This is a genomic window from Streptomyces sp. NRRL F-5650, assembly GCF_000721365.1.
Taxonomy (GTDB): domain Bacteria; phylum Actinomycetota; class Actinomycetes; order Streptomycetales; family Streptomycetaceae; genus Streptomyces; species Streptomyces ardesiacus.
Window position 1 is genome coordinate 15,452 of the sequence record NZ_JOGV01000009.1, and the last position, 23,535, is coordinate 38,986.

Annotated in this window: 18 protein-coding genes; 12 read left to right on the top strand and 6 right to left on the bottom strand. The window is 73.7% G+C overall.

Going from position 1 to position 23,535, the window contains the following annotated elements:
* Positions 1-31 precede the first annotated feature (31 nt).
* A complete protein-coding gene (locus IG88_RS0110605) occupies positions 32-2,293 on the top strand; it encodes a molybdopterin oxidoreductase family protein (protein WP_031038023.1) in 2,262 nt (753 codons plus the stop codon).
* Between the two features lie 137 nt (positions 2,294-2,430).
* The gene (locus IG88_RS0110610; protein WP_031038026.1) at positions 2,431-3,360 is read left to right on the top strand and encodes a LysR family transcriptional regulator; all 930 of its coding nucleotides are present in this window, start codon (positions 2,431-2,433) and stop codon (positions 3,358-3,360) included.
* Between the two features lie 213 nt (positions 3,361-3,573).
* Here the strand turns inward: IG88_RS0110610 and IG88_RS0110615 are convergent, their stop codons facing one another.
* Positions 3,574-4,341: an oxidoreductase gene (locus IG88_RS0110615; protein WP_031038029.1), complete on the bottom strand. Its 768-nt coding sequence runs from the start codon at positions 4,339-4,341 to the stop codon at positions 3,574-3,576.
* A 296-nt stretch (positions 4,342-4,637) separates the two neighbouring features.
* Here IG88_RS0110615 and IG88_RS0110620 point away from each other — a divergent pair, with 296 nt between their 5' ends.
* Together IG88_RS0110620 and IG88_RS0110625 are read left to right on the top strand one after the other, a co-directional pair.
* Positions 4,638-5,165, top strand: coding sequence for a hypothetical protein (locus tag IG88_RS0110620; RefSeq protein ID WP_031038032.1), 528 nt, complete (start codon positions 4,638-4,640; stop codon positions 5,163-5,165).
* A 120-nt stretch (positions 5,166-5,285) separates the two neighbouring features.
* Positions 5,286-5,918, top strand: coding sequence for a class F sortase (locus IG88_RS0110625; RefSeq protein WP_031038034.1), 633 nt, complete (start codon positions 5,286-5,288; stop codon positions 5,916-5,918).
* A gap of 51 nt (positions 5,919-5,969) precedes the next feature.
* Here IG88_RS0110625 and IG88_RS0110630 read toward each other — a convergent pair whose 3' ends face one another.
* A complete protein-coding gene (locus IG88_RS0110630; protein WP_031038037.1) occupies positions 5,970-6,752 on the bottom strand; it encodes a sulfite exporter TauE/SafE family protein in 783 nt (260 codons plus the stop codon).
* Positions 6,753-6,918: 166 nt separating this feature from the next.
* On the opposite strand from IG88_RS0110630, the gene IG88_RS0110635 reads away from it, so the two are divergent.
* From IG88_RS0110635 to IG88_RS0110655, 5 genes are all read left to right on the top strand, one after another.
* Positions 6,919-8,181 (top strand): NAD(P)/FAD-dependent oxidoreductase, encoded by a 1,263-nt coding sequence (locus tag IG88_RS0110635; protein WP_031038039.1) that lies wholly within the window; start codon positions 6,919-6,921, stop codon positions 8,179-8,181.
* A complete protein-coding gene (gene nirB / locus IG88_RS0110640; protein WP_031038042.1) occupies positions 8,181-10,793 on the top strand; it encodes a nitrite reductase large subunit NirB in 2,613 nt (870 codons plus the stop codon). Before IG88_RS0110635 ends, nirB begins: the two co-directional genes overlap by 1 nt.
* On the top strand, positions 10,790-11,140 hold the full coding sequence (gene nirD / locus IG88_RS0110645; protein WP_031038045.1) for a nitrite reductase small subunit NirD: 351 nt from the start codon (positions 10,790-10,792) through the stop codon (positions 11,138-11,140). The genes nirB and nirD overlap by 4 nt, the downstream gene beginning before the upstream one ends.
* Positions 11,141-11,187: 47 nt before the next feature.
* Entirely contained in the window at positions 11,188-11,772 is a 585-nt protein-coding gene (locus tag IG88_RS0110650) for a TetR/AcrR family transcriptional regulator (RefSeq protein ID WP_031038048.1), read from the top strand.
* A gap of 77 nt (positions 11,773-11,849) precedes the next feature.
* Entirely contained in the window at positions 11,850-12,617 is a 768-nt protein-coding gene (locus IG88_RS0110655; RefSeq protein ID WP_031038050.1) for an SDR family NAD(P)-dependent oxidoreductase, read from the top strand.
* A 9-nt stretch (positions 12,618-12,626) separates the two neighbouring features.
* Here the strand turns inward: IG88_RS0110655 and IG88_RS0110660 are convergent, their stop codons facing one another.
* Positions 12,627-13,559: an oxidoreductase gene (locus IG88_RS0110660; protein WP_031038054.1), complete on the bottom strand. Its 933-nt coding sequence runs from the start codon at positions 13,557-13,559 to the stop codon at positions 12,627-12,629.
* 189 nt (positions 13,560-13,748) lie between these two features.
* Between IG88_RS0110660 and IG88_RS0110665 the strand changes: the two genes are divergently transcribed.
* The gene (locus tag IG88_RS0110665; RefSeq protein WP_031038061.1) at positions 13,749-14,225 is read left to right on the top strand and encodes an excalibur calcium-binding domain-containing protein; all 477 of its coding nucleotides are present in this window, start codon (positions 13,749-13,751) and stop codon (positions 14,223-14,225) included.
* A gap of 64 nt (positions 14,226-14,289) precedes the next feature.
* Here IG88_RS0110665 and IG88_RS0110670 read toward each other — a convergent pair whose 3' ends face one another.
* Positions 14,290-15,540 (bottom strand): acyltransferase family protein, encoded by a 1,251-nt coding sequence (locus IG88_RS0110670; RefSeq protein WP_031038064.1) that lies wholly within the window; start codon positions 15,538-15,540, stop codon positions 14,290-14,292.
* A 249-nt stretch (positions 15,541-15,789) separates the two neighbouring features.
* Positions 15,790-18,519: a pyruvate, phosphate dikinase gene (ppdK, locus tag IG88_RS0110675; protein ID WP_031038067.1), complete on the bottom strand. Its 2,730-nt coding sequence runs from the start codon at positions 18,517-18,519 to the stop codon at positions 15,790-15,792.
* A 521-nt stretch (positions 18,520-19,040) separates the two neighbouring features.
* Between ppdK and IG88_RS0110680 the strand changes: the two genes are divergently transcribed.
* Positions 19,041-20,885, top strand: coding sequence for a CDP-alcohol phosphatidyltransferase (locus IG88_RS0110680; protein WP_234332127.1), 1,845 nt, complete (start codon positions 19,041-19,043; stop codon positions 20,883-20,885).
* Here the strand turns inward: IG88_RS0110680 and dusB are convergent.
* Entirely contained in the window at positions 20,821-21,987 is a 1,167-nt protein-coding gene (gene dusB / locus IG88_RS0110685) for a tRNA dihydrouridine synthase DusB (protein WP_031038074.1), read from the bottom strand. The two genes, IG88_RS0110680 and dusB, sit on opposite strands and share 65 nt — an antisense overlap.
* Positions 21,988-22,069: 82 nt before the next feature.
* Here dusB and IG88_RS0110690 point away from each other — a divergent pair, with 82 nt between their 5' ends.
* A complete protein-coding gene (locus tag IG88_RS0110690; RefSeq protein ID WP_031038077.1) occupies positions 22,070-23,515 on the top strand; it encodes an MFS transporter in 1,446 nt (481 codons plus the stop codon).
* Positions 23,516-23,535 lie beyond the last annotated feature (20 nt).

The following is a 23,535-nucleotide window of genomic DNA, read 5'->3' on the forward strand; positions in this document are numbered from 1 at the left end:
CGCGTAACACGGCGCCCGCAGGCTGGGCGGCATGCAGAACACCGGCACGCGCAGCCCCGCCAGCACACCCACGCACTGCCCGTACTGCGCCCTGCAGTGCGGGATGAACCTGACGCCCGTCGAGGGCGGGACCGTCGAGGTGTCCGAGCGGGCGGACTTCCCGGTGAACCGGGGCGCGCTGTGCGGCAAGGGGCGTACGGCGGCGGAGGTGCTCGCGCCCGGGGTGCGGCTGACCTCGCCGCTGGTGCGGTCGGAGGGCGGCGCGCTGGTGCCGGCCGGGTGGGACGAGGCGCTGGACCGGATCGCCGGGAGCCTCGAGCGCACGCGGGCGGAGCACGGCGCGGACGCGCTCGGGGTGTTCGGCGGGGGCGGGCTGACCAACGAGAAGGCGTACGCGCTGGGCAAGTTCGCCCGGGTGGTCCTCGGCACCTCGCAGATCGACTACAACGGGCGGTTCTGCATGTCGTCGGCCGCGGCGGCCGGGACGCGGGCGTTCGGGCTCGACCGGGGGCTGCCGTTCCCGCTGGAGGACATCCCGAGGACCGGGTGCGTGATCCTCGTCGGATCGAACCCGGCCGAGACGATGCCACCGTCCCTGCGCTACTTCACCGAACTGCGGGAGAACGGCGGCACGCTGATCGTCGTCGACCCGCGCCGCACGCGGACCGCCGAGCAGGCCGACCTGCACCTGGCGCCCCGGCCCGGCACCGACCTCGCCCTCGCGCTGGGCCTGCTGCACCTGGTGGTCGCCGAGGGGCGGGTCGACGAGGCGTACGTCGAGGAGCGCACGTCCGGCTGGGAGGAGGCGCGGGCGGCGGCGATGGCGCACTGGCCGGAGCAGGTGGAGCGGATCACGGGCGTGTCGGTACCCGAACTGCGGGAAGCGGTAAGGCTGTTCTGCACACCGGAGGCGGCGATGGTGCTGACCGCGCGGGGGCCCGAGCAGCAGGCCAAGGGCACGGACACGGTGGGCGCGTGGATCAACCTGTGCCTGGCGACCGGGCGGGCCGGGCGGCCCCTGTCGGGGTACGGCTGCCTGACCGGGCAGGGCAACGGGCAGGGCGGACGCGAACACGGGCAGAAGGCCGACCAGTTGCCGGGCTACCGCAAGCTCACCGACCCGGCCGCGCGGCGGCACGTGGCCGGGGTGTGGGGCGTGGACCCGGACGCGCTGCCGGGGCCGGGGCGCAGCGCGTACGAGCTGCTGGACGCCCTGGGGACGGACGTCAGGTCGCTGCTGGTGATGGGGTCCAACCCGGTCGTCTCGGCGCCCCGGGCCGCGCACGTGGAGGAGCGGCTGCGGTCGCTGGACTTCCTCGCCGTGTGCGACGTGGTGCTCTCCGAGACGGCGCGGCTGGCGGACGTGGTGCTGCCGGTGACGCAGTGGGCGGAGGAGACGGGGACCACGACGAACCTGGAGGGGCGGGTGCTGCTGCGGCGGCGCGCGGTCACCCCGCCGGAGGGGGTCCGCGGCGACCTGGAGGTGCTGCACGCGCTGGCCGGGCGGCTCTGTGTGGAGAAGGGGTTCCCGGTCGATCCCGAGGAGGTCTTCGAGGAGCTGCGGCGGGCGAGCGCGGGCGGCCCGGCGGACTACTCCGGGATCGACTACCGGCGCCTGGAACGGGAGAACGGCGTGTTCTGGCCCTGCCCGGCCCCGCAGGGCGCGCTCCGCGCGAGCGATGCACCGCCCCCCACGACCGTGGCCCCCACGACCGGCGCCCCGCCCCGCGCGGACACCACACCACCGCACACGACCGACGCCCCTCCCCGCCCCGGCACCCCGGCGGTCCCGGCGGAACCGGCGGCCCCGGCCGGCGGCGACGTCCCCCACCCGGGCACCCCCCGCCTCTTCCTCGACCGTTTCGCCACCCCCGACGGCCGGGCCCGCTTCGCGCCCGTCGCGCACCGTCCGAGCGCCGAGGAGCCGGACGAGGAGTACCCGGTGCTGCTGACCACGGGCCGGGTCGTGGCGCAGTACCAGTCGGGGGCGCAGACCCGGCGGGTGGCCGAGCTGAACGCCGCCGCGCCGGGACCCTTCGTGGAGCTGCACCCGCGGCTGGCGGCGCGGCTGGGGGCGGCCGAGGGCGATCCGCTGGCGGTCGTGTCCCGGCGGGGGCGGGCCGTCGCCCCGGCCCGCATCACCGCCGGCATCCGGCCCGACACCGTGTTCATGCCCTTCCACTGGCCGGGCGAGGGCCGCGCCAACACGCTGACCAACCCGGCGCTGGACCCGGTTTCACGGATGCCGGAGTTCAAGGTGTGCGCGGTGCGGGTGGAGACGGTGGCGCCGTAGCCGCCGGCGCGCGTGGAGCGCGGTGCACGGGCCGGGCGGCCGGTTCCCCGCCGCCCGTCCCGGCCCCGGCGCGCGCTCGCCTACGCTTGCGGCGAGACGCGAGTTGGCGAGTTGGCGAGCGAGGGGCAGGGGAACCGGTGAGCCTGAGACAGTTCGAGTACGCCCTGGCCGTCGCCGAGGAGGGTTCGGTGACGGCGGCGGCGGAGGCGCTGCGCGTCGCCCAGCCCTCGGTCTCCCAACAGATCCGCGGCCTGGAGCGGGACCTCGGCGTGGAGCTGTTCTCCCGTACGCCGACCGGTCTGGTGCCCACCGTGGCCGGCCGTGCCTTCCTGCGCGAGGCGGAGGTCGCCATGAACGCCGCGCGCCGGGCGCGGGCGACGGCGCGGGCCGGTGCCGACGAGCTGGTGGGCGAGCTGGTCGTGGCGGTGCAGATGGGGCTGGGCGCCCGGCAGTTGCCGGGCGCCCTGAGCGCGCTGCGCCGCCGCTTCCCGCGCCTGGAGGTCACCGTCTTCGAGGAGCCGAACCCGACCGAGCTGGAGCGGCTGGCGCGCGGGGGCGTCCTCGACCTCGCCCTGATGGCCGGGCCGTGCGAGGAGGGCCTGTACGACGGCCACCACCTCGGCGACGAGGAGTTCGTCGTCGTCCTGCCCGCCGGGCACCCGGCGCTCGCCGCGGACCGCGTGGCGCTGCGGGAGCTGGAGCGGGAGCCGTGGGTGCGGTTCGACCCGGCGAGCGCGCTCGACGGCGTCCTGGCGGACGTGCTGCGGGACAACGCGCTCGCCCCGACCACGGTCGCCCGTGTCTCCCAGACGGCGACGGCGGTGCGCTGGGCGGCGCACGGCCTGGGGGTGACGGTCGTCCCGGCCTCCGCGGTGCCGCCCGGTCACGAGCACCTGGTGCGCCCGCTGTCCCCGGCCGTCTCGCAGCCCGTCGTCGCCTCGGTCCGCCCCGGCGCGGGCCTCGCGGAGACCGCCCTGCTGGAATTCCTGCGCCAGGAGACCTGGTACCGGTTCGGCCGGAGCTGGGTGGCGCCGGCGTCCCCGGCCGGCTCGGCGCCGGCCGTGTAGGGGGCGTCGGGGGCGGGGAAAGGCCGACCCGCATTCCACCGCTCCCGCCCGTGTCCGGGATTCTCCTCCCCGACTCTCTCCACGATCCCCGATCCCCCGATTTCCTGATTCCCCGATCCCCGATCCCCGATCCCCGATTTCCTGATTCCCCGATCCCCTACTCCCCCGATTGCCCGTTCTCCCGCCACGCCCCCCGCTTCCGGAATTCCGGAATCACCCCCGGGGAAATTCCCCGCCGTCCACGACGAGGTTGGTCCCGGTCACCCAGCCGGCCCGGCCGGAGACGAGGAAGTGCACCGCCTCGGCGACGTCCTCGGGCCGGCCGTCCCTGCCCAGGGGCGCGGTGGCGGTGGCGGTCGGTCCCGCGTTCAGGCTCGCCCAGCGCTCCCGGGTCTCCTCGCCGCCGGGGGTGGCGGTCCGGCCGGGGCTCACTGCGTTGACCCGGATGCCGGCGGGGGCCAGCGTCGCGGCCAGCCCCCGGCTGTAGGTCTCCAGCGCCGCCTTCGCCGCCTGGTAGTGCAGGAACGGGGGCACGGGCGGGACGACCGCCGCCGAGGAGATGTGCACGATCGCCCCCGAACGGCGCCCCCGCATGGCCGGCGCCAGCAGCGAGTCCAGGCGGACCGCGGCGAGGAGGTTCAGGTCCAGCGCGTCCCGCCACTCCTCGTCCGGGACGGCCAGGCCGTCCCGGTGGGGCAGCGCGCCGCCCGCGTTGTGGACCAGGACGTCCACTCCGCCGAGCAGTTCCCGCGCGGACGCGGCGAGCGCCTCGGCGCCGGCCCGGGTGCGCACGTCGGCCGGGACGAAGGCGGCGCCCTGCGGTGCCGTGCCCCGGTCCGTCCTGGCGGTGGTGACCACGTCGGCGCCCGCGGCCAGCAGCCGGCGCACGATCGCCGCCCCTATTCCCCGCGTGCCGCCGGTGACGAGGGCCCGCTTTCCGGCGAGTTCCCGGCCCTCCGACACCTTTTCCTGATCGGCCACAACACGACCCCTTTCTCGTTTCTCCGCTTTCGCATTTCTCCGCCATCGCATCGACCGCGGAATTCGCTTCGACGTCCCGTTCACGGTAGGCCCGGGAAAGAAAGGAGGGCAAAGACGAAATTGCAGCGGGTGCCATAGGAGGTTCCTATGGCACCGGTCCGCCGCCGTGGCGTCCCGTGGGCCGTCCGCCGTTCGGAGGCGGCGGTCACCCATTCACACCGCTCGGGGGGCGGGGCGGGCCCGGTGCCACTTTCCTCGGTAGGGCAGGGGCCACCGAACAGCTCAAGGGAGCACCGATGCGACGTACCGCCCGCCTGCTGACCGGTACCGCGCTCGCCGCCGCGGCCGTCGGTCTGACCACCGCGGCCCCGGTGTACGCCGGGCAGGACGCCGGGGGCCTGACGGTGTATCCGTCCTCGGTCGTGCCGGGCGAGCAGGCCGTGGTGACGACGGCGGCGTGCGGGAAGGGCGGCTCGGCGGCGGGTGACGCCGGCGCGGTCGGAGCGGGCGCGTTCCCGCTGGCCCCGGACGCGGACGACGGGGAGACCACCGGGCACTTCGAGGTGCCGCCGGGCGCGCAGCCGGGGACGTACGAGATCGTCGCGACCTGTGGGGCCGCGGGCCGGCGGGTGACGGGCGACCTGGTGGTCACGCTGACCCCGGCCGCCGAGCGGGTGCACCCGAAGGGAAGCGTGAAGACGGGGGTCGGCGGCGCTCTTGGCCCCGATCCCGTGCAGACCGCGGCGGGCGTGGCGGCTCTCGCCGTCGCCGCCGCGGGCGGTACCTGGCTCCTGCATCGCCGGGCGAGAGGCGACGGGATCTGACGGGCACCCTCCGCTGCCCGTCCGCCGGTACCGCACTTCCCCGCCCCCTCCGGGTCCGACGCCCCTCGCGGCCCGGAGGGGGACGGGGAATCCCCAGGGACACGAGGGAGAGGGGACGTCATGCGCAGGGTCAAGGACAGCGCGATAGCGGCCGTCACCGCGGTCGCCCTGTGCTCGGGGGCGTGGCTGCTGCTCGGCGGCGCCCGCACCGACGCCCCGCCCCAGCCGTCGGCCGCGCAGTCCGGCGGCGCGGGGCGGACGGGCCACGCCGGCCGGGGCGCCGCCGCTCCGGCGCTGCCGCCCTCCCCGCCGGACCGCGTCCGGATCCCGGCGATCGGCGTGGACGCCCCGCTGACGGGCCTGGGCCTGACCGGCACCGGCAGCCTGGACGTGCCGCCCGCGGAGAAGAAGAACCTCGCCGGCTGGTACGAGGCCGGCACCACCCCCGGCGAGCGGGGCACCGCGGTCGTCGCCGGGCACGTCGACAACGCGAAGGGCCCCGCGGTCTTCTACCGCCTCGGTGCCCTGGAGAAGGGCGCCACGATCGAGGTCGACCGGCGCGACGGCGGCGTCGCCGTCTTCACGGTGGACGCGGTGGAGGTGTACGCGGCCGACGCCTTCCCCGACGAGAAGGTCTACGGCGCCGCCGACCGCCCGGAACTGCGCGTCATCACCTGCGGCGGCGCCTACTCACGCAGTACCGGGTACGAGGGCAACGTGGTCGTCTTCGCCCACCTGACCGGCAGCCGGTGAGGACCGGGGCCCGGAACCGAGGACCGGGACGCCGCTCCGGCGCGGCGGGGACTACGCCACCCACTGCTCGTAGGCCAGGTTCGCCACCAGCGCGAACACCACCGTCAGCAGGACGACGCGGACGAAGCCGCTGCCCTTCTTCAGTGCCGTGTGGGCGCCGAACATGCCGCCGGCGAGGTTGAAGACGGCCATCAGGGCGGCCAGTTGCCACAGCACCGCGCCCTGCCAGGCGAACGTGGCCAGCGCGCCCGCGTTGGTGCAGCAGTTGACGATCTTGGCGGTGGCCGACGCGGTCACCAGGTCGAGGTGGAGCAGGGCGGTGAGGGCCAGGACCAGGAAGGTGCCCGTGCCGGGGCCGATGAGGCCGTCGTAGAAGCCGATGCCCACGCCCGCGAGGGCGATCGCGGTGAGGATCTGGCGGCGGGTGGCCGGGCCGGTGGCGGGCGCCGTGCCGAAGGCGGGGCGCAGGATGACGAAGGCGGCGACCGCGAGCAGCACCACCATGATCACCGGTTTCAGGACCTCGGTGCTCATTCCGGCCGCGAAGAAGGCACCGCCCGACGACCCGGCGAGCGCGGCCAGGCCGATGCGGACGGCGGTGCGCACGTCCACCGGCGCCTTGCGGGCGTACGTCACCGCCGCGCCCGTGGTGCCGACGATGGCGACCGCCTTGTTGGTGCCGAGCGCGTGCGCGGCCGGGGTGCCGGCGGGCAGGCCGAGCAGCAGGGCGGGCAGCAGCAGGAGGCCCCCGCCGCCGACCACGGCGTCGATCCAGCCGGCCGCCAGTGCGGCGAGGCAGAGCAGGACGACCGTGGTCAGCGATATGTCGGGCATGATCGCGAGCCTATGGACGAGATGGTTGTGCCGTCCATCGAGATGAGGGACTTCTGAGCTTGCCCCGCCCCCTCACACGGACCGGCCCCGCCCGCTGAGGGCACCGTTCCCGGTGGGAAACAGCGGGGATGCGGCCGGGTAACACCCGCGCCGCACGCTCGGTGCCATGACCTCGAAGACCCGTGTGGTGGTGATCGGTGCCGGACTGGCGGGCGTGACGCTCGCCCGGCGGCTCGGTGAGCTGGGCATCCCCGCGCTGGTCGTCGGCGACGAGGAGCACCGCCCGTACAACCGGGTCCTGCTCGCCGAGGTGCTGGCCGGACGGTACGGCCCCGAGGTGATCGCGCTGCCGGCGCCCGCCGGGCTGCTGCGCGGCCGGGTCACCGGCATCGACCGGGCCGGCCGGACCGTGCGCTGCGCCGACGGCTCCGTGATCGCCTACGACACGCTGGTCCTGGCCACCGGCTCCAACCCGGTGCTGCCGCCGCTGCGCGGCCTGTTCACCCCGGACCGGGAGCTGCCGGAGGGCGTGTACGCGTTCCGGACCATGGACGACTGTCTCGGGCTGTCGAAGGCGGTACGGCCCGGGACGCGGGCCGTGGTCGTCGGGGGCGGGCTGCTCGGGGTGTCCGCCGCCCGCGCGCTGGCCGTGCGCGGCGCCCAGGTGGTCGTCGCCCAGCAGTCCGAGCGGCTCATGGAACGCCACCTCGACCCGGCGGCCTCCGCGCTCGTGCGCCGGCACCTGGAGGGCCTCGGCGTCGAGGTGCACACCGAGTGCCGGGTCCGGGACGTGCGCTGCGCCGGCGGCGCGGTGCGCTCCGTGGAGCTGGGCGACGGCTACGCCCTCGGCGCCGACCTCGTCGTCCTGGCCTGCGGGGTCCGGCCCCGGACCGGGCTGGCGCGGGACGCCGGTCTGGCGGTCGGCAAGGGCGTCCTCGTCGACGACGAGCTGCGCACCTCCGACCCGCACGTCCGTGCCGTGGGCGACTGCGCCGAGCACGCCGGACGCGTGTACGGGCTGGCCGCGCCCGCCCTCGAACAGGCGGGTGTGCTGGCCGGGCTGCTCGCCCGGGACGAGGGCGCGGCCGAGGGCGGGGCGGAGGCCGCGCCCGCTCCCCGCAGCTACACCGGCACCCGGGCGCTGACCCGGCTCACCCTCACCGGGACCGGCGGCCCCCGCGGCCCCTTCGACCTCGCCGCGTTCGGCGAGACCGACCCCCGCCCCGGCGACGACGTCGTACAGCTCGCCGACGCCACCCGGGGCACCTACCGCAAGGTCGTCGTCCGTGACGACCGGCTGGTCGGCGGGGTCCTGGTCGGCGAACTCGGCACCGTCGGCGCGCTGGCGCGCGCCTGGGAGGGAGCAGAGCCGCTCCCCTCCGACGGCGGCCCCCTGCTCCACCTGCTCACCCATGACGGAGGCTCCTGATGACCGCCACCCCGGGGAACCCCCCGACGATCGTGCTTGTCGGCCACGGCATGGTCGGCCAGCGCTTCCTGGAGGCCCTCGCCGAGCGCGGCCTGACCCGCACGCACCGCGTGGTCGTCCTGTGCGAGGAGCCGCGCCCCGCCTACGACCGCGTCCAGCTCACCTCGTACTTCTCCGGGAAGACCCCCGAGGACCTGTCGCTGACCGACCTCGCCCTCCTCGCCGAGCACGGCGTCGAGCTGCACGTCGGGGACCCGGCGGTGGCCGTCGACCGTGACGCGCGCCGGGTGACCGCCCGCTCCGGTCTGGTCGTCGGTTACGACGTGCTGGTCCTCGCCACCGGCTCGTACCCGTTCGTCCCGCCGGTGCCGGGCAGGGACGCCGAGGGCTGCTTCGTCTACCGCACGATCGAGGACCTCCTCGCCATCGAGGCGTACGCGAAGAACGCGGCCACCGGCGCGGTGGTCGGCGGCGGACTGCTCGGCCTGGAGGCGGCCGGCGCGCTCAAGGGGCTCGGACTCGCCTCGCACATCGTGGAGTTCGCGCCGCGCCTGATGCCGGTGCAGGTCGACGACGGCGGCGGCGCGGCGCTGCTGCGCACCATCGAGGAGATGGGGCTGTCCGTCCACACGGGCGTCGGCACGCAGGAGATCGTGACCGGCGAGGACGGTGCCGTCACCGGCATGAGGCTGTCCGACGGCTCCGAACTCGCCACCGACCTCGTGGTGTTCAGCGCCGGTGTCCGCCCCCGCGACCAACTGGCCCGGGACTGCGGCCTCGCGGTGGGCGAGCGCGGCGGCGTCGCCGTCGACGAGCGGTGCCGCACGGTCACCGACCCGCATGTGTTCGCGATCGGCGAGTGCGCGCTGGCCGCCGACGGCCGGGTCTACGGGCTGGTGGCCCCCGGCTACGAGCAGGCCGAGACGGCCGCCGCCACCATCGCCGCCGAGGAGGCGTCCTTCACCGGCGCCGACCTGTCCACCAAGCTGAAGCTGCTCGGCGTGGACGTGGCGTCCTTCGGCGACGCCCACGGCACCGCCGACGGCTGCCTGGACGTCGTCTACTCCGACTCCCGCGCGGGCCTGTACAAGAAGCTGGTCGTCGGCCGCGACGGCACGCTGCTCGGCGGCATCCTGGTCGGCGACGCGGAGGCGTACGGCACCCTGCGCGCCTTCACCGGCTCCGTCCCGCCCGTCTCCCCCGAGTCCCTGGTGCTGCCCGCCGGTGCGGGCGCCCCGGCGCAGCTCGGGCCGTCGGCGCTCCCGGACGACGCGGTGATCTGCTCCTGCCACAACGTCACCAAGGGCACGATCCGCGGCGCGGTGACGGAGCACTCCTGCACGAGCGTGCCCGAGGTGAAGAAGTGCACCCGGGCCGGGACGGGCTGCGGCTCCTGCGTGAAGGTGCTCGGCCAACTGGTCACCGCCGAGCTGGAGGCGAGCGGCGTCGAGGTCGACAAGGGCCTGTGCGGCTGCTTCGCGCAGACCCGCGAGGAGCTGTACGAGATCGTCCTCGCCCTGCGGATCACCTCCTACCGCGAACTGCTCGACCGGCACGGCCGGGACGGCGCGCGGGGCGGTGAGGGCTGCGAGGTGTGCAAGCCCGCGATCGGCTCGATCATCGCCTCGCTGGCCCCGGCGATCGGCGCGAGCGGCTACGTCCTGGACGGCGAGCAGGCCGCCCTCCAGGACACCAACGACCACTTCCTCGCCAACCTCCAGCGCAACGGCTCGTACTCCGTCGTACCGCGCATCCCCGGCGGTGAGATCGCGCCGGAGAAGCTCATCGTCATCGGCGAGATCGCCCGGGACTTCGGGCTCTACACCAAGATCACCGGCGGTCAGCGCATCGACATGTTCGGCGCCCGCGTCGAGCAGCTCCCGCTGATCTGGGCGCGGCTGGTGGACGCCGGCTTCGAGTCGGGACACGCGTACGGCAAGTCGCTGCGCACGGTGAAGTCCTGCGTGGGGCAGACCTGGTGCCGCTACGGCGTCCAGGACTCGGTGCGCATGGCGATCGACCTGGAGCTGCGCTACCGGGGCCTGCGCTCCCCGCACAAGCTGAAGTCGGCGGTCTCGGGGTGCGCCCGCGAGTGCGCCGAGGCCCGGTCCAAGGACTTCGGCGTGATCGCCACGTCCAACGGCTGGAACCTCTACGTCGGCGGCAACGGCGGCGCCACCCCGCGCCACGCGGATCTGCTCGCCCAGGACCTGTCCGACGCCGAACTGGTCCGCCTGATCGACCGGTTCCTGATGTTCTACATCCGCACCGCCGACAGGCTGGAGCGCACCTCCACCTGGCTGGAGCGGATCCCCGGCGGCCTGGACCACGTACGGGACGTGGTGGTGCACGACTCGCTCGGCATCTGCGACGAGCTGGAGTCGCTGATGCGGGCCCACGTGTCCCACTACCGCGACGAGTGGGCCGAGACCGTCAACGACCCCGAGAAGCTGGCCCGGTTCGTGTCCTTCGTGAACGCGCCCGGCACGCCCGACCCGGTCGTCGGCTTCGTGCCCGAGCGCGACCAGATGAAGCCCGACCTGCCGCTGCTCGGCATCGGCCTGCGGCGCCCCTCGGAAGACGACCTCCTGGAAGGAAGCACCCGGCGATGACCCTGGCACCCGAGACGACCGACCTCAAGGTCCAGCTCCGGCTGACCGACGACTGGTTCACCGCCTGCGACCTCGGCGCCCTGCTCCCGGGCCGGGGCGTGGCGGCCCTGCTCCCCGACGGCGGCCAGGTGGCCCTCTTCCGCGACCGGGACGGCGGCCTGTACGCCATCGACAACCGGGACCCGTTCACCGGCGCGGCCGTCCTCTCCCGCGGCCTGACCGGCACCCACCGGGGCCGCCCGTTCGTCGCCTCCCCCCTGCTCAAGCAGCGCTTCGACCTCACGACCGGCGAGTGCCTGGACGACGCGGCGATACGGGTGGAGACGTACGAGGTGAAGGCCGCCTGATCCACCATTCTTGACTGATCGTTTCAGATAAGCATAGGCTGCGGACCGTGGCCAGGACCAAGGAGTTCGATCCGGACGCCGCGCTGCGGGCAGCCCTGGAGCTGTTCTGGCGGCGCGGCTACGAGGCGACGTCGATGTCCGACCTCGTGGAGCACCTCGGCGTCGGGCGCGCCAGCATCTACGCGACCTTCGGCAACAAGCGCGAGCTGTACCTGAAGGCACTGGCGCACTACGAGCAGGGGCTGCTTCCGGCCCTGCTGGAGGACCTGTCCCGGCCGGGCCCCGCCCTGCCGGGCGTGCGGTCCCTGGTACGGCGCTACGCCGCCGAGGCGAGCGCCGACGACACGCGCCTGCACGGCTGTTTCGTCACCAACACCGCCGCCGAGCTGGCCCCGCACGACGCGGTCGCCGCCCGGCGGGTCGAGCGGAACTGGGACCGGCTGGAGACCGTGCTGCACACCTCGCTGGCCCGGGCCCGCGCCGAGGGAGACCTGCCCGCGGGGCGCGATCCGCTGGCGCTCGCCCGGATGCTGCTGGTGCTGCTCCAGGGCATGCGGGTGGTCGGCAAGGCGTCGCCGGACCCGGCCAGGGTGCGGGACGCGGCGGAACAGGCGCTCGCACTGCTCGACTGAGACCTGGACGCACCCCTCTCCGGAGGGGCGTTTTCACGGCCACATACTGAACCGCTCGGTCAAAAAAAGGGGAGATCATGACCACGCAGCGCTTCATCGGCAGGACCGCACTCGTCACCGGCGCGGGCTCCGGCATCGGACGGGCCGTCGCCCTGGCCCTGGCCGCCGAGGGCGCGCACGTCGTCGTCGCCGGGCGCGCACGGGGGCCGCTCGACGAGACGGCGGCCCTGGTCGAGGAGGCGGGCGGCAAGGCGCTGGCCGTCACCGCCGACGTCACCCGGCCCGCCGACGTGGACGCCCTGGTGACCGCCGCCGTGGACCACTTCGGCTCCCTCGACGTGGCCGTGAACAACGCGGGCGTCTTCCGCGGCGGGGTGCCCGTCGCCGACCTGCCCGCGGAGGACTGGCACGCGCAGCTCGACATCAACGTCACCGGCGTGTTCCTCGCCCTCGGGGCGGAGGTCCGGCAGATGCGCACCCAGCCGGGCGGCGGCACGATCGTGAACATCGCCTCCACCTTCGGGGCGCACAAGCGCAGCCCGGGCGCCGCGGCCTACGCGGCGACCAAGGCGGCCGTTTCCGCCCTCACCCGGGGCGCCGCCCTGGACCACATCGGGGAGGGGGTCCGCATCAACGCCGTCAGCCCGGGCGCCACGGCGACCTCCATGTCCCTGCGGCCCGGCGAGACGGAGGCGGGACGGGCCGAGCGCATGCGCGACGAGACGCCGCTCGGCCGGGTCTCGGAGGTGGCGGAGGTCGCGGCGGCCGTGCTGTACCTGGCGTCGGACGACGCGGCCTCGGTGGTGGGCACCGACCTGGTGGTGGACGGCGGCCAGACGGCCTGACCCCGCCGCTCAGGGCAGCAGCGGCTCGTAGACGACGCCCGTCAGCCGCTCCGAGGCGGCCCACAGCCGCTCTCCCATCGCGTCGTCGGTGGTCCAGGACGCCCGCCAGGACGGTGCGGGCGCCCCGCGCCACATCGCGAAGGACGGGCCGGTGAAGGAGTCGGAGGGGACGCCGGGCGCGGTCGCCGCGTACAGGACGGGCAGCGCGCCGGCCTCCGGGGACTGGGCGGCGGCCCGGTTGGCCAGCAGCATCAGCCGCTCGGCGACCCGGCGCCCCTCGGCACGGGGACCGGCCGTCAGCAGCCCCGTCCGCGCGTACCCGGGATGGGCGGCGACCGCGCGCACGTCCGAGGCGCCCTCCCGGGCCGCGAGCCTGCGCGCCAGCTCGTGGGTGAAGAGCAGGTTGGCGGACTTGGAGCGGGCGTAGGCGGTCCAGCGGCCGTAGCGCCGCACGCTGTTGAGGTCGCGCGGATCGACGTTGGCCAGCGCGTGCAGGAAGCTGGAGACGGTCACGATCCGGGCGCCGGGCGTGGCCAGCAGGGTGGGCAGCAGCAGCCCGGTGAGGGCGAAGTGGCCCAGGTGGTTGACGCCGAACTGGGTCTCGAAGCCGTCCGCCGTCGTGCCGTGGGGCAGCGCCATCACCCCGGCGTTGTTGACGAGCAGGTCGAGCCGCTCGTAGGGCAGCCCGTAGGCGAACTCCCGCACCGAGCCCAGGTCGCCGAGGTCCAGCCGGGCCGCTTCCACGCAGGCGGCGGGCACCTCGCCGAGGAGGCGTTCGACGGCCGCGCTCCCCCGCTCCCGGCTGCGGCAGGCGAGGACGACGGTCGCGCCCTTGCGCGCCAGTTCCCGGGCGACGACGTGGCCGAGGCCGCCGTTGGCTCCGGTGACGACGGCGACGCGACCGTCCAGGTCGGGGATGTCACCCGTGTTCCAGCCGGTCATCGGCGCTCCTTCGCTGGTCGGGTCCCGTCTCACCGTACGCGCCCCACGGTCCTGCGCGGAGAGCTACCGTCCGGTCACGTCACGTTTCCATCACGGGTCCTCCATGTCTCCACCACATCTCGCGCATCTCAATAGCTTCGTCACTTCACATCCGCTCACGCACCACCGACACCACTTCCGGGACTCTCGATGAAGCTGCTCCGCAAGCCCGCCGCTCTGACCGTCGCCGCGCTGGCCCTGGCCGCCCTGCCGGCCGCCGCCGCACAGGCACACGACGGCACGCACCCGTTCAAGAACTGCACCGAGGCGTACGACGCCGGGTACGCCGACATCCCGAAGAGCGACGAGCACTACGGCCCCCACCTGGACCGCGACAAGGACGGCGTCGGCTGCGACAAGCCGCCGGCCGGCTTCGTGCCCGTGGGCGACCGGGACACCGACGACACCGCGGGCGCCGGGAGCGGGAAGGACTCCGGGGCCGGGGAGGGCGGCGGCGAGGAGAGCGGCGGCACGGAGGCCGCCGGGCAGCAGGGCACCGACCTGGCCGAGACCGGCGGCGGCGACAGCACGCCGTACATCGCGGCGGGCGGCGCGGTCGTCGTGCTCGCGGGCGGCGGACTGATGCTGGCCGCGCGCCGGCGCCGCGGTGACGGCGGGGCGGCCTGACCCCCGGCCCGGCCGCGCCTCACGCGCCTCACGCGCCTCATGTTGTCCCCGCGGCCCCGCCCGTTCAGCGGCGGGGCTCGGGCGTCTTGACGCGGGGCTCCGGCGCCTTGCTGCGGGGCTCCGGCGCCTTGAGGCTGAAGGCGGCGCTGTTCAGCCAGCGCCGTGCTGCCCGGGCCACCGGGCGCTCGACGAACCGCTGCACGACGTACGACAGCGCGACCAGCCCGGCGACGGTGGCGCAGACCACGACCCACGGGTCGGCCCGGTCGCCGAAGCGGTGCAGGACGTTGACGCCGATGGCGTCGTGCAGCAGGTACAGCGGGAAGGTCAGCGTGCCCGCGACGGTCAGCCAGCGCCAGCGGACGCGGCTGGTCCAGCCGAGGGCGACGGCGGCGATCAGCAGGAAGAACACCGTGATCACCAGGACCAGCCAGCCCCGGCCCGGCTGCCAGGAGTCCCAGTTGAGGCGGCCCCCGTCGGGGGTCAGCAGGTAGTGCAGCGCCACCAGCCACGACATGGCGACGATGCCCCACAGCAGCGGGGTGGGCCGGTAGCGGTACATGAGGTAGAAGGCCATGCCCGCGATGAAGTACGGGGCGGACGGCGGGTTCACCAGCAGCGTCAGCAGGTGGATGTCGGCGCTCGGGGCGAGCACGGCGGCGACGGTCCACAGCCCGCAGTAGATCACCACGCGCTGGTAGGTCAGGCCCTTCCACACCACGACCGCGAAGGTCAGGTAGAAGCACAGTTCGGGCCAGAGCGTCCAGTAGACGGAGTCGAGGTGCTCCACGCCGAGCGGCGTCTGGAGCATCGTCAGGTTGGCGAACAGCACGCGCGGGTGGGGGTGCCCGAACGGGTTGTCGGCGAAGTAGATCACGCAGGCCGTGATCGCGATGGCCGCCCAGTACATGGGGTACAGCCGGGTCACGCGGGAGATGAAGAAGTCGCGCGGGGTGCGGCCCCACGCGCTCATGCAGATGACGAACCCGCTGATCAGGAAGAAGAGTTCGACACCGAGCCGGCCGTAGGCGAAGTAGCCGTGCGCCTCGGGGAAGACGGTGTCGACGGGGCGGTCCCAGATCGTCTCCATGGTGGAGGGCACCTGGCCGACGAAGTGGAAGAAGACCACCGACAGGGCCGCCAGGAACCGCAGTCCGTCCAGTGCCGCGAGCCGGTTCCTGCGGACCGGGGGCCCGGCCCCGGGAACCCGCTCCCGCGCCCCGGTGCGGGGTGCGGGCACCGCGTCCGCGGGTCTGTCCTCGCTGGTGTCCCGGTCGGCCGTGCCGGCCGCTTCCCTGCGCTCCGTCTGCGTCATCCAACCACCGTTCCGGGGTGCCGGCCGCGGTCCGCCGCCAGGGCCCTCCAACTTCGCTGACAGCTTGCTGCTGCTCAGCCCGCGGGAATTCACACCGTTGAAAGCGTCACAAAATCACGGCCGGACGGCACGCGAAAGGCGGCACCCCCGCACGGGTGCCGCCTTTTCTCGTGGTCCGGAGCCGCCGCCGATCGGTGAGGGTGGTCGGGTGACAGACGGCGGCTCCGGGGCTCGGTGCCCCCGCGGGGCCTACCGGTGGTCGCTGCCCTTCGACCGCGACGCCGCGCGTCCCGCCTCCAGGCGGGCCACCGGGATCCGGAACGGGGAGCAGGAGACGTAGTCCAGACCCACCTCGTGGAAGAAGTGGACCGACTCCGGGTCGCCGCCGTGCTCGCCGCAGACGCCGAGCTTCAGGTCGGGGCGCGTGGCGCGGCCCGCCTTCGCGGCGGCGGCGACCAGGGAGCCGACGCCGTCCTGGTCGATGGTCTCGAACGGCGAGACGCCGAAGATGCCCTTCTCCAGGTAGGCCGTGAAGAAGCTGGCCTCGACGTCGTCGCGGCTGAAGCCCCACACGGTCTGGGTGAGGTCGTTGGTGCCGAAGGAGAAGAACTCCGCGGCCTCGGCGATCTGACCGGCGGTCAGCGCGGCGCGCGGCAGCTCGATCATCGTGCCGATCGACAGCTTGAGCCTGGTGCCGGTGGCGGCCTCGACCTCGGCGACGACCTGGTCGGCCTCCTCGCGGACGATCTCCAGCTCCTGGACGGTGCCCACCAGCGGGATCATGATCTCGGCGCGCGGGTCGCCCTTGGCGGCCTTGCGCTCGGCGGCGGCCTCGGCGATGGCGCGGACCTGCATGGTGAACAGGCCGGGGATGACCAGGCCGAGGCGGACGCCGCGCAGGCCGAGCATCGGGTTCTGCTCGTGCAGCCGGTGCACGGCCTGGAGCAGGCGCAGTTCGTTCTCGTGCGGCTCCTGGCGGGACTCGGCGAGGGCCACGCGTACCGACAGCTCGGTGATGTCGGGCAGGAACTCGTGCAGCGGCGGGTCGAGCAGGCGGACGGTGACGGGCAGCCCGTCCATCGCCTCGAACAGCTCGACGAAGTCCTGCTTCTGCCGGGGCAGCAGCTCCTTGAGGGACTCCTCCCGCTCGGCCTCGGTGTCGGCCAGGATCAGCCGCTCCACCAGTTCGCGCCGGTCGCCGAGGAACATGTGCTCGGTACGGCACAGGCCGATGCCCTGGGCGCCGAACCGGCGGGCGCGCAGCGCGTCCTCGGCGTTGTCGGCGTTGGCGCGCACCCGCAGCCGGCGCTTGCGGTCGGCGAAGGCCATGATGCGGTGCACGGCCTCGACCAGTTCGTCGGCGTCCTCGGCGCCCGCGTGCATGCGGCCCTCGAAGTACTCGACGACCGGGGAGGGCACGACCGGCACCTCGCCGAGGTAGACCTTGCCGGAGGAGCCGTCGATGGAGACGACGTCGCCCTCCTCGACGACGTGCCCGCCGGGCACGGTCATCCGGCGGCGCTTGGTGTCGACCTCCAGCTCCTCGGCGCCGCAGACACAGGTCTTGCCCATGCCGCGGGCGACGACGGCCGCGTGGGAGGTCTTGCCGCCGCGCGAGGTCAGGATGCCCTCGGCGGCGATCATGCCGTCCAGGTCGTCGGGGTTGGTCTCGCGGCGGATCAGGATGACCTTCTCGCCGGAACGGGACCACTTGACGGCGGTGTAGGAGTCGAAGACCGCCTTGCCGACCGCGGCGCCCGGCGAGGCGGCGATGCCCCGGCCGACCTGTTCGACCTTCGCCTCCTCGTCGAAGCGCGGGAACATGAGCTGGGCGAGCTGGGCGCCGTTGACCCGCTGGAGGGCCTCGGCCTCGTCGATCAGGCCCTGGTCGACGAGCTGGGTGGCGATGCGGAAGGCCGCGCCCGCGGTGCGCTTGCCGACCCGGGTCTGGAGCATCCACAGCCGGCCGCGCTCGATGGTGAACTCGATGTCGCACAGGTCCAGGTAGTGGTTCTCCAGCGTCTCCATGATCTGCATGAGCTGGTCGTACGACTTCTTGTCGATCCGCTCCAGGTCCGCCAGCGCGACGGTGTTGCGGATGCCGGCGACGACGTCCTCGCCCTGGGCGTTCTGGAGGTAGTCGCCGTAGACGCCCTGGTGGCCGCTCGCGGGGTCCCGCGTGAACGCGACACCCGTGCCGGAGTCGGGGCCGAGGTTGCCGAAGACCATCGAGCAGACGTTGACGGCGGTGCCGAGGTCGTGCGGGATGCGCTCCTGGCGGCGGTAGAGCTTGGCGCGCTCGCCGTTCCAGGACTCGAAGACCGCCTTGATGGCGAGGTCCATCTGCTCGCGCGGGTCCTGCGGGAAGTCCCGGCCGGCCTCGGTCTTGACGATCTTCTTGAACCTGGTGACGAGCTTCTTGAGGTCGGCGGCCTCCAGTTCGGTGTCGACCTCGACCTTCTTGGCCGCCTTCGCCGCCTCCAGCGCCTCCTCGAAGAGGTCGCCGTCGACGCCGAGGACGGTCTTGCCGAACATCTGGATCAGCCGGCGGTAGGAGTCCCAGGCGAAGCGGTCGTCGCCGGCCTGCTGGGCCAGGCCCCGCACCGACTTGTCGGACAGGCCGATGTTGAGGACGGTGTCCATCATGCCGGGCATGGAGAACTTGGCCCCGGAACGCACCGACACGAGAAGGGGGTTGTCGGGCTGGCCGAGCTTCTTGCCCATCCTCGTTTCGAGGGCGTCGAGGTGCGCACTCACCTCGTCACGCAGTGCCGCCGGCTCCTCGCCGCTTTCGAGGTAGGTCTTGCAGGCCTCGGTGGTGATGGTGAAGCCGGGAGGGACCGGGAGACCCAGGTTGGTCATCTCGGCGAGGTTGGCGCCCTTGCCGCCGAGCAGGTCCTTGAGGTCCTTGTTGCCCTCGGTGAAGTCGTAAACGAACTTCGGCGCGTTCGCTACCTGGGGATCTTTGTTTTCCGACACGGGTCTCGACTCCTCGAGGACGCGGTGGCTGCCCTGACGGCGAGGAATGTACCCAGATCAAAGGCGCCTTGGTACGTCCACCTGCGCGTCGTACGCCCGCAACCACTCGTCCGCCACCGGATCGAAAGTCAAGGCTTGGCAAGCGACCGGAGGCGCGTGTTTTCACTTCTTGAAGTCATGGGATCGGGGACCGCTGAATTCTGCGCTCATCTGAGCACCTTTCCCTACGCATGAGTTCGATCGATGAACGATCAGTGCATGGCACTCAGTGCCACCGCTTGGAGAAGTGGAGCCGCTCTTGATCCGCTCATCTGAGCGCTCCTCGTATCAGAGGTGGCGAGAATCACGCTCCCGCAGCCCGCGGGTTTCACCATCCGGACCGGCCGACCGACCGGCCGACCGACCGGCGGCGGGACCGGTGGTGAACGGACCGATCCCGCCGGACGTACGAGAGGGCGGCGGGTCCCGGCCCCCTCGCCGGGGCCCGCCGCCCACCGGGTTTCGCACGGAAGGACCTTCGGGTGCCCGTCATCACGCCTTTTCGCCGACCGCCGCGGACCACCGACGGCGCCCCCGGCACCCCCGGCGCCCCCGGCCCGGCCCCGCTCGCGGTCCTCCGGAGCCGCCTCGCCCAAGGGTGCGCACGGCGCACCCGGCACCCGCGCACCGCCCGCGTCCTCCGCCGGGTCACCACGGCCTTTTCGGCCATTCTCGTCCTCGGCGCCCTTCTGCTGCCCCACACCCTCGCCGCCCTGGAGCCCAGCCGCTTCGCGCGGATCCCGGCGGAGGCGGTCGTCGCGGCGGTGCTCCTGCTGTGCCTGCCCCCGGTGCCGCGCCGGGCGGCGGCGGCGCTGTTCGGCACCGCACTGGGCGCGCTGACCGTGCTGAACCTGCTCGACATGGGCTTCACCGAGTACCTGGGCCGCGGCTTCAACCCGGTCCTGGACTGGGGCCTGCTCGACGACGCCCAGGCGTACGTGGCGGACTCGGTGGGCGGCGCGGCGGCGGTCTGGGCGGCCGTGGGCGCCGTGGCGCTGGCCGTGCTGCTGGTGGTGCTGACGGCGCTGGCGGCGGTCCGGCTCGGCGAGCTGCTCGCCGCGCACCGGGAGCGGGCGGCCCGGGGCGCGCTGATGGCGGCCACCGTGTGGCTGACCTGCGCGGCGCTGGGCGTGCAGACGTTCGGCGTGCCGCTCGCCACCACGAACGCCTCCCGGGCCGCAGAGGCGCAGGCCCACCGGGTCGTGGACACGCTGCGGGACGAGGCGGCCTTCGCGAGGGAGGCGGAGGCGGACCGCTTCGGCGCCACGCCCGGCGCCGAGCTGGTGCCGGACCTGCGCGGCAAGGACGTGGTCTTCGCGTTCGTCGAGAGCTACGGCCGCAGCGCGATCGAGGACCCGGTGATGGCACCGGGTGTCGGCCGGATGCTGGACGCGCGGACCGGCGCGCTGGCGGAGGCGGGCTTCCACGCCCGCAGCGGCTGGCTGACCTCGGCCACGTACGGCGGCAGCAGTTGGCTGGGCCACTCCACCTTCCTGTCCGGCCTGTGGGTGGACAACCAGCAGCGCTACCGCACCGTCACGGCGGGTGACCGCCTCACCCTCACCAAGGCGTTCGCCAAGACCGGCGACTGGGACACGGTCGGCATCATGCCCGGAGTGCGCAAGGCCTGGCCGGAGGCGGACTGGTACGGCCTCGACACGGTGCACGACGCCTCCGGCCTGGGCTACCGGGGCCCGAGGTTCGGCTGGTCGACGATGCCCGACCAGTACGCGCTGGAGGCGTTCCAGCGCCTGGAGCACGGCAGGAAGCACGACCGGCCGCTGATGGCGGAGGTCGTCCTCACCTCCAGCCACCAGCCCTGGGCGCCGCTCCCGCGCATGGTCGGTTGGGACGAGGTGGGCGACGGGTCGGTGTACGAGGACATCGAGGCGTCGGGCGTGCGGGCGTCCGACGTGATCACCGACTCCGCCCGCTCGAAGGAGGAGTACGGCAGGTCGGTCCAGTACTCGGTCACGAGCCTCACCCAGTGGCTGGAGCGCTACGGCACGGACGACACCGTCCTGGTCTTCCTCGGCGACCACCAGCCGATCGCCCGGGTCAGCGGGGACGGGGCGAGCCGGGACGTGCCGGTGTCGGTCGTCGCCAGGGACCCGAAGGTCCTCGACGCGATCGACGGCTGGCACTGGACGCGGGGGCTGAAGCCGGCCCGCGACGCCCCGGTGTGGCGGATGAGTTCCTTCCGCGACCGCTTCCTGACGGCGTACGGCTCGACGCCGCACCCCACCGGGGCCGGGGGGCTGATCAGCCGCCGGAGGTGTCCAGCTCCGCGTCCTCGCCGACGCCCGCGCAGTCGTAGGGGTCCTTGAGCCAGCCGTCGGGCAGGACCACCCGGTTGTTGCCGGAGGTACGGCCGCGGGGGCCGTCGGCACCGGCCGGCCAGGGCTGGTCCAGGTCGAGCTCGTCCAGCCCGGCGCGCAGGGCCTCCAGGGAGGAGGTGACCGCGAGCCGCTTGCGCATCTCGGAGCCGACGGCGAAGCCCTTGAGGTACCAGGCGACGTGCTTGCGGAAGTCGACGACCCCGCGCGCCTCGTCGCCGATCCACTCGCCGAGCAGTGTGGCGTGCCGCACCATCACGTCGGCGACCTCGCGCAGGGTGGGCCGCACGAAGGCGTCGGTGCGGCCCTCGAAGGCGGCGACCAGGTCGGCGAAGAGCCACGGCCGCCCCAGGCAGCCGCGTCCGACGACGACGCCGTCGCAGCCGGTCTCGCGGACCATGCGCAGCGCGTCCTCGGCGGACCAGATGTCGCCGTTGCCGAGGACGGGGATCTCCGGGACGTGCTCCTTGAGGCGGGCGACGGCCTCCCAGTCGGCGGTGCCGCCGTAGTGCTGGGCGGTGGTGCGGCCGTGCAGGGCGACGGCGCTGACGCCCTCCTCGACGGCGATGCGGCCCGCGTCGAGGTAGGTGAGGTGGTCGTCGTCGATGCCCTTGCGCATCTTCATGGTGACGGGCAGGTCACCGGCGCCGGAGACGGCCTCGCGGACGATGGCGCGCAGCAGGTTCCGCTTGTACGGCAGGGCCGAGCCGCCGCCCTTGCGGGTCACCTTGGGCACCGGGCAGCCGAAGTTGAGGTCGATGTGGTCGGCGAGGTCCTCCTCCGCGATCATGCGGACGGCCTTGCCGACGGTCACCGGGTCGACGCCGTAGAGCTGGATGGAGCGCGGGGTCTCGGTCGCGTCGAAGTGGATGAGCTGCATGGTCTTCTCGTTGCGCTCGACCAGCGCCCGGGTGGTGATCATCTCGCTCACGAACAGCCCCTTGCCCCCGCTGAACTCCCTGCACAGGGTGCGGAAGGGCGCGTTGGTGATCCCGGCCATCGGCGCCAGCACCACGGGCGGCGCGACGGTGTGCGGGCCGATCCGCAGGGGTGCGGCGGTGCGGTCGGGGGCGGGCGTGGTGAGCGTGGACATTCCCCCATTGTCACGCACGCGGGGAGATCATGTATCAGTCATTAGTTAGTCGCACTATCGAAATGCGCGTACGATGGAGTCCATGCCCGAGCCGACCCGTCGCCGCCGCATGCTCGTGCTCGCCATCTGCTGCATGAGCCTGCTGATCGTGAGTATCGACAACACGATCCTCAACGTCGCCCTCCCCTCCATGCAGCGCGACCTGCACGCGAGCACGTCCGGCCTGCAGTGGGCGATCGACGCGTACACGCTGGTGCTGGCCGCGCTGCTGATGCTGGCCGGCTCCACGGCCGACCGGATCGGCCGCAAACGGGTCTTCATGACCGGTCTGGTGCTCTTCACCCTCGGCTCGCTGCTGTGCTCCCTGGCCCCGGACCTGTCCTCGCTGATCGTCTTCCGGATGGTGCAGGCGGTGGGCGGTTCGATGCTGAATCCGGTCGCGATGTCGATCATCACCAACACCTTCACCGACCCGCGCGAGCGCGCCCGTGCGATCGGTGTCTGGGGTGCGGTGGTCGGCATATCCATGGCCGCCGGTCCCCTGGTGGGCGGCGTACTGGTGGAGTCGGTCGGCTGGCGCTCGATCTTCTGGGTCAACCTGCCGGTGGGCCTGGCCGCCCTCCTGCTCACCCTCCGCTTCGTCCCCGAGTCCCGTGCGCCGAAGGCCCGCCGTCCCGACCCGCTGGGCCAGCTCATGGTGATCGTGCTGTTCGGCTCCCTGACGTACGCGATCATCGAGGCGCCGAACGCGGGGCTCGCGACGGTCCTGCCCTTCGCGGTGCTGGCCCTCGCCGCGCTGGTCGGCCTGCTGGTCCACGAGCCCCGTCGCACCGACCCGCTCGTCGAGCTGCGCTTCTTCCGGTCGGCGCCGTTCAGCGGGGCCACGGTGATCGCGGTCAGCGCGTTCGCCGCGCTGGGCGGCTTCCTGTTCCTGTCCACGCTGTACCTCCAGAACGTGCGCGGACTGAGCGCGCTGGAGGCCGGCCTGTGGATGCTGCCGATGGCCGTGCCGACCTTCCTGTGCGCCCCGCTGTCCGGGCGGCTGGTCGGCAGCCGGGGGCCGCGGCTGCCGCTGCTGATCGCGGGCGCCGCGCTGACGGTGAGCGGGACGCTGTTCGCCGCCTTCGAGGCCGAGACGTCCGACGTCACCCTCTTCCTCGGCTACGTCCTGTTCGGCGTCGGCTTCGGCTTCGTCAACGCGCCCATCACCAACACCGCGGTCTCCGGCATGCCCCGCGCCCAGGCCGGGGTCGCGGCGGCGGTCGCCTCCACCAGCCGCCAGTTGGGCCAGACGCTCGGCGTGGCGGTGATCGGCGCGGTGCTGGCGACGGGGGTGAGCGCGTCCTCCTACCGCGACACCTTCGTCTCCGCGGCGCGTCCGGGCTGGTGGATCCTCGCCGCCTGCGGCCTCGCGGTCCTCGTCCTCGGCGCCGTCACCAGCGGCCGCTGGGCCCACCGCACGGCGGAACGGACGGCGGAACGCCTGCGGGCGCCGGAGGTGCGGGAGGCATCGCGAGCGGGGGCATGAGGGCACCCGGGCCTCTGGTC

Coding starts and splice junctions, on each gene's coding strand:
- IG88_RS0110655 (WP_031038050.1), top strand. CDS start 11,850: ATGACCACGCAGCGCTTCATCGGCAGGACCGCACTCGTCACCGGCGCG.
- IG88_RS0110660 (WP_031038054.1), bottom strand. CDS start 13,559: ATGACCGGCTGGAACACGGGTGACATCCCCGACCTGGACGGTCGCGTC.
- IG88_RS0110605 (WP_031038023.1), top strand. CDS start 32: ATGCAGAACACCGGCACGCGCAGCCCCGCCAGCACACCCACGCACTGC.
- IG88_RS0110690 (WP_031038077.1), top strand. CDS start 22,070: ATGCCCGAGCCGACCCGTCGCCGCCGCATGCTCGTGCTCGCCATCTGC.
- nirD (WP_031038045.1), top strand. CDS start 10,790: ATGACCCTGGCACCCGAGACGACCGACCTCAAGGTCCAGCTCCGGCTG.
- IG88_RS0110620 (WP_031038032.1), top strand. CDS start 4,638: ATGCGACGTACCGCCCGCCTGCTGACCGGTACCGCGCTCGCCGCCGCG.
- nirB (WP_031038042.1), top strand. CDS start 8,181: ATGACCGCCACCCCGGGGAACCCCCCGACGATCGTGCTTGTCGGCCAC.
- IG88_RS0110635 (WP_031038039.1), top strand. CDS start 6,919: ATGACCTCGAAGACCCGTGTGGTGGTGATCGGTGCCGGACTGGCGGGC.
- IG88_RS0110625 (WP_031038034.1), top strand. CDS start 5,286: ATGCGCAGGGTCAAGGACAGCGCGATAGCGGCCGTCACCGCGGTCGCC.
- IG88_RS0110665 (WP_031038061.1), top strand. CDS start 13,749: ATGAAGCTGCTCCGCAAGCCCGCCGCTCTGACCGTCGCCGCGCTGGCC.
- IG88_RS0110630 (WP_031038037.1), bottom strand. CDS start 6,752: ATGCCCGACATATCGCTGACCACGGTCGTCCTGCTCTGCCTCGCCGCA.
- dusB (WP_031038074.1), bottom strand. CDS start 21,987: ATGTCCACGCTCACCACGCCCGCCCCCGACCGCACCGCCGCACCCCTG.
- IG88_RS0110670 (WP_031038064.1), bottom strand. CDS start 15,540: ATGACGCAGACGGAGCGCAGGGAAGCGGCCGGCACGGCCGACCGGGAC.